Origin of the sequence: Dysgonomonas sp. Marseille-Q5470 (genome assembly GCF_951230145.1) — a bacterium.
GTDB lineage: Bacteria > Bacteroidota > Bacteroidia > Bacteroidales > Dysgonomonadaceae > Dysgonomonas.
On record NZ_CATNVE010000020.1, the window covers coordinates 1 to 5,341 of the forward strand.

A 5,341-nucleotide genomic window follows, 5' to 3' on the forward strand; every position below is an offset into this window, starting at 1 on the left:
AGCGAACAGATAACGATCTTTGAAATTTTGACAACATATGAGTGTAGTACAATAGCACTTCGGTGCTAGAAAATATTATACCGTCAATTTACTTAATAAGTGAATCGATAAGGACAGGATCACAAAAGACTTAAAAAAAAGAATATACAAAGAAGAGTTTGATCCTGGCTCAGGATGAACGCTAGCGATAGGCCTAACACATGCAAGTCGAGGGGCAGCATAGAGTAGCAATACTTTGATGGCGACCGGCGCACGGGTGAGTAACACGTATGCAACCTACCTACATCAGGGGAATAACCCGGAGAAATTCGGACTAATACCGCATAATACAGGGATGCCGCATGGCAATATTTGTTAAAGATTTATCGGATGTAGATGGGCATGCGTTCCATTAGCTAGTTGGTAAGGTAACGGCTTACCAAGGCAACGATGGATAGGGGAACTGAGAGGTTTGTCCCCCACACTGGAACTGAGACACGGACCAGACTCCTACGGGAGGCAGCAGTGAGGAATATTGGTCAATGGACGAGAGTCTGAACCAGCCAAATCGCGTGAAGGAAGACTGCCCTACGGGTTGTAAACTTCTTTTGTACAGGAATAAAAGACATTACGTGTAATGTATTGCATGTACTGTACGAATAAGCATCGGCTAACTCCGTGCCAGCAGCCGCGGTAATACGGAGGATGCGAGCGTTATCCGGATTTATTGGGTTTAAAGGGTGCGCAGGCGGGATTTTAAGTCAGCGGTGAAATTTTCAGGCTCAACCTGAACACTGCCGTTGAAACTGGGATTCTTGAGTATGGATGAAGTAGGCGGAATTCGTTGTGTAGCGGTGACATGCTTAGATATAACGAGGAACTCCGATTGCGTAGGCAGCTTACTAAGCCATAACTGACGCTCAAGCACGAAAGCGTGGGGATCAAACAGGATTAGATACCCTGGTAGTCCACGCCGTAAACGATGATTACTAGTTGTTTGCGATATACCGTAAGTGACTAAGCGAAAGCGATAAGTAATCCACCTGGGGAGTACGCCGGCAACGGTGAAACTCAAAGGAATTGACGGGGGCCCGCACAAGCGGAGGAACATGTGGTTTAATTCGATGATACGCGAGGAACCTTACCCGGGCTTGAAATGTACCTGACCGTCCTTGAAAAGGGACTTCTAGCAATAGCAGGTATGTAGGTGCTGCATGGTTGTCGTCAGCTCGTGCCGTGAGGTGTCGGCTTAAGTGCCATAACGAGCGCAACCCACATTATTAGTTACTAACAGGTTAAGCTGAGGACTCTAATAAGACTGCCGTCGTAAGATGCGAGGAAGGTGTGGATGACGTCAAATCAGCACGGCCCTTACGTCCGGGGCGACACACGTGTTACAATGGGAGGTACAAAGGGCTGCTACCTGGTGACAGGATGCTAATCCCCAAAGCCTCTCCCAGTTCGGATCGGAGTCTGCAACTCGACTCCGTGAAGCTGGATTCGCTAGTAATCGCGCATCAGCCATGGCGCGGTGAATACGTTCCCGGGCCTTGTACACACCGCCCGTCAAGCCATGGGAGCCGGGGGTATCTGAAGTGCGTAACCGCAAGGAGCGTCCTAGGGTAAAACTGGTGACTGGGGCTAAGTCGTAACAAGGTAGCCGTACCGGAAGGTGCGGCTGGAACACCTCCTTTCTGGAGTGACTGTCCGCTTAGGTATAATAGGGAAGTTACTGCACTCACATATGTTGTTATTAAGATATACCTGGTTTAACAAACCGGATACAAGAGAAACCAAGAAGCTGGCAAATCAGTTTCAGGTTGAACGAGAAAGCCAGTCCTATAGCTCAGTTGGTTAGAGCGCTACACTGATAATGTAGAGGTCGGCAGTTCAAATCTGCCTGGGACTACGATTGAACAGTACTCAGTATTCAGTCCACAGTTAAAGGACAAGCCATCGCTTGTTAACTGTCAACTGTTCACTGTAGACTGCACAAAATCGGGGGATTAGCTCAGCTGGCTAGAGCACCTGCCTTGCACGCAGGGGGTCAACGGTTCGAATCCGTTATTCTCCACAGTGTCTTCGACAGTCGTTATAGAAGTATAACAGGAAGCTGTTCACAGACAAGAAGATCTTTGACATGATGTAATAAAAGAGCAAGTAAAGAAAGATTATAGGAATATAATCTATCAAACCCTGCTATCAATGACTTCGGTTGTTGATAGATAGAAAAAGAAAGTAAATAAGGGCACATGGGGGATGCCTTGGCTCTCAGAGGCGATGAAGGACGTGATAAGCTGCGATAAGCTACGGGGAGGTGCAAATAACCATTGATCCGTGGATTTCCGAATGGGGCAACCCATTAGAGGAAGACTCTAATACACTGCAAGCAGTGAGCTAACGCGGGGAACTGAAACATCTAAGTACCCGTAGGAAAAGAAAACAAAAGTGATTCCCAAAGTAGTGGCGAGCGAAATGGGACTAGCCCAAACCAATATTGTTTAGGCAATGTTGGGGTTGTAGGACTGCGTCGTGGCAAGACCGTAAGGAAGTAGAACGTATTGGAAAATGCGATCACAGAGGGTGATAATCCCGTATACGAATCTTTGCGTAAGCCTAGCAGTATCCTGAGTAGCGCGGGACACGAGAAATCCTGTGTGAATCTGCCGGGACCATCCGGTAAGGCTAAATACTCCTGAGAGACCGATAGTGAACCAGTACCGTGAGGGAAAGGTGAAAAGCACCTCGAACAGAGGAGTGAAATAGACCCTGAAACCATGTGCCTACAAGCGGTCGGAGCAAGTAATTGTGACGGCGTGCCTTTTGCATAATGAACCTACGAGTTACTCTTACTGGCAAGGTTAAGTACAACGATGTACCGAGCCGAAGCGAAAGCAAGTCTTAACAGGGCGGCTAGTCAGTAGGAGTAGACGCGAAACCAAGTGATCTACCCTTGGGCAGGTTGAAGTTTGGGTAACACCAAATGGAGGACCGAACCGGTAAACGTTGAAAAGTTTTCGGATGACCTGAGGGTAGGGGTGAAAGGCTAATCAAACTTGGAGATAGCTCGTACTCCCCGAAATGCATTTAGGTGCAGCCTCGGCTTATAACTTATGTCAGGTAGAGCGACTGATTGGATGCGAGGGCTTCGCCGCCTATCAAGTCCAGATAAACTCCGAATGGGCATAAGTTTTTACCGGGAGTGAGGGCATGGGTGCTAAGGTCCATGTCCGAGAGGGAAAGAACCCAGACCATCAGCTAAGGTCCCCAAATACATGTTAAGTTGAATTAACGAAGTATGACTACTAAGACAGCTAGGATGTTGGCTTGGAAGCAGCCATTCATTTAAAGAGTGCGTAACAGCTCACTAGTCGAGTGGTCGTGCGTGGATAATAATCGGGCATTAAACATGTTACCGAAGCTATGGGATAAATATTATCGGTAGGGGAGCATTCTGCTCAGCGTTGAAGGCGAACCGTCAGGTTCTCTGGAGCGTGCAGAAAAGCAAATGTAGGTATAAGTAACGATAAAGGAGGTGAGAAACCTCCTCGCCGAAAGACTAAGGTTTCCTGATCAACGCTAATCGGATCAGGGTAAGTCGGGCCCTAAGGCTAAGCCGAATGGCAATGCCGATGGAAGAACCGGTTAATATTCCGGTACTGTATTAATGAGTGAAGTGGGGACGCAGGAGTGACACTACTGCCATCTGACGGATTAGATGGTTAAAGGGAGTAGGCGTTGACGGGGGTAGGCAAATCCGCCCCTGGAGCTGAATCTGATAGTACTACAAACCTTCGGGTGCGTAGATAATGTAGGTAATCCGACTGCCGAGAAAATCCGCTAAACGCTAATCATTAATGCATCCGTACCACAAACGGACACACGTAGTCGGGTTGAAAATACTAAGGCGCTCGAGCGATTCACAGTTAAGGAATTAGGCAAAATGACCCTGTAACTTCGGGATAAAGGGTGCCATCTGAAAGGGTGGCCGCAGAGAATAGGTCAAGGCAACTGTTTATCAAAAACACATGGCTATGCTAATAAGAAATTAGATGTATATAGTCTGACACCTGCCCGGTGCTGGAAGGTTAAGAGGAGAAGTCATAGGCAACTAGAAGCTTTGAATTGAAGCCCCAGTAAACGGCGGCCGTAACTATAACGGTCCTAAGGTAGCGAAATTCCTTGTCGGGTAAGTTCCGACCTGCACGAATGGTGTAATGATCTTGACACTGTCTCAACTGTGATCTCGGTGAAATTGTAGTATCGGTGAAGATGCCGATTACCCGCGATGGGACGAAAAGACCCCGTGAACCTTTACTATAGCTTTACATTGACGTTGGGCACTTGATGTGTAGGATAGGCCGGAGGCTATGAAGCGGGTACGCCAGTACTTGTGGAGCCAACCTTGAAATACGGCCCTTTGATTGTTTGACGTCTAACCTGTGGATACAGGGACATTGTATGGTGGGTAGTTTGACTGGGGTGGTCGCCTCCAAAAGAGTAACGGAGGCTTCTAAAGGTGTGCTCAGGACGATTGGTAACCGTTCGTAGAGTGTAATGGTATAAGCACGCTTGACTGAGAGACCTACAAGTCGATCAGGTAGGAAACTAGAGCATAGTGATCCGGTGGTTTCAGTATGGAATGGCCATCGCTCAAAGGATAAAAGGTACTCCGGGGATAACAGGCTGATCATTCCCAAGAGCTCATATCGACGGAATGGTTTGGCACCTCGATGTCGGCTCGTCACATCCTGGGGCTGGAGTAGGTCCCAAGGGTTGGGCTGTTCGCCCATTAAAGTGGCACGCGAGCTGGGTTCAGAACGTCGTGAGACAGTTCGGTCTCTATCTATCGTGGGCGCTGGATATTTGCGGAGATCTGACACTAGTACGAGAGGACCGTGTCGGACAGACCCCTGGTTCACCGGTTGTTCCGCCAGGAGCATCGCCGGGTAGCTAAGTCTGGATCGGATAAGTGCTGAAAGCATCTAAGTACGAAGCCGGCTTCAAGATAAGATATCCTCATAAGGGTCGTTGTAGACTACAACGTTGATAGGCTGCAGGTGTAAAGGCAGTAATGTCATAGCCGAGCAGTACTAATTGCCCGAAAGCTTTCTACGGGGTGCGGATAAATCCGCACCGAATACTAACCAGAGGTTTGCTAGATTGGTATCTATGATACGTATCTATTTGCTCTTTTACATCAGGTCAATCCTATAAGGATGGAAAACGATTCATCCGTAACGATATTCAGGTGGTTATAACACCGGGGCTCCACCTCTTCCCATTCCGAACAGAGAAGTTAAGCCCGGTCGTGCCGATGGTACTGCGTAAAAGTGGGAGAGTAGGTTACCGCCGTTTTAAA

At 48.1% G+C, this 5,341-nt stretch carries 2 tRNA genes and 3 rRNA genes; all 5 read left to right on the forward strand.

From position 1 onward, the window contains the following. Positions 1–146 precede the first annotated feature (146 nt). The 5 genes from QOX35_RS16280 to rrf all read left to right on the forward strand — a co-directional run bounded on the left by QOX35_RS16280 (position 147) and on the right by rrf (position 5,337). Positions 147–1,673, forward strand: a 16S ribosomal RNA gene (locus tag QOX35_RS16280). A 141-nt stretch (positions 1,674–1,814) separates the two neighbouring features. Beyond that, positions 1,815–1,888 (forward strand) — tRNA-Ile (locus tag QOX35_RS16285). A gap of 91 nt (positions 1,889–1,979) precedes the next feature. Beyond that, positions 1,980–2,053 (forward strand) — tRNA-Ala (locus QOX35_RS16290). 158 nt (positions 2,054–2,211) lie between these two features. Then, positions 2,212–5,096 (forward strand): 23S ribosomal RNA (locus QOX35_RS16295). 130 nt (positions 5,097–5,226) lie between these two features. Then, positions 5,227–5,337 (forward strand): 5S ribosomal RNA (gene rrf / locus QOX35_RS16300). Together the 16S, 23S and 5S rRNA genes with 2 tRNA genes alongside form the textbook arrangement of a ribosomal RNA operon. The last annotated feature ends 4 nt before the right edge of the window (positions 5,338–5,341 follow it).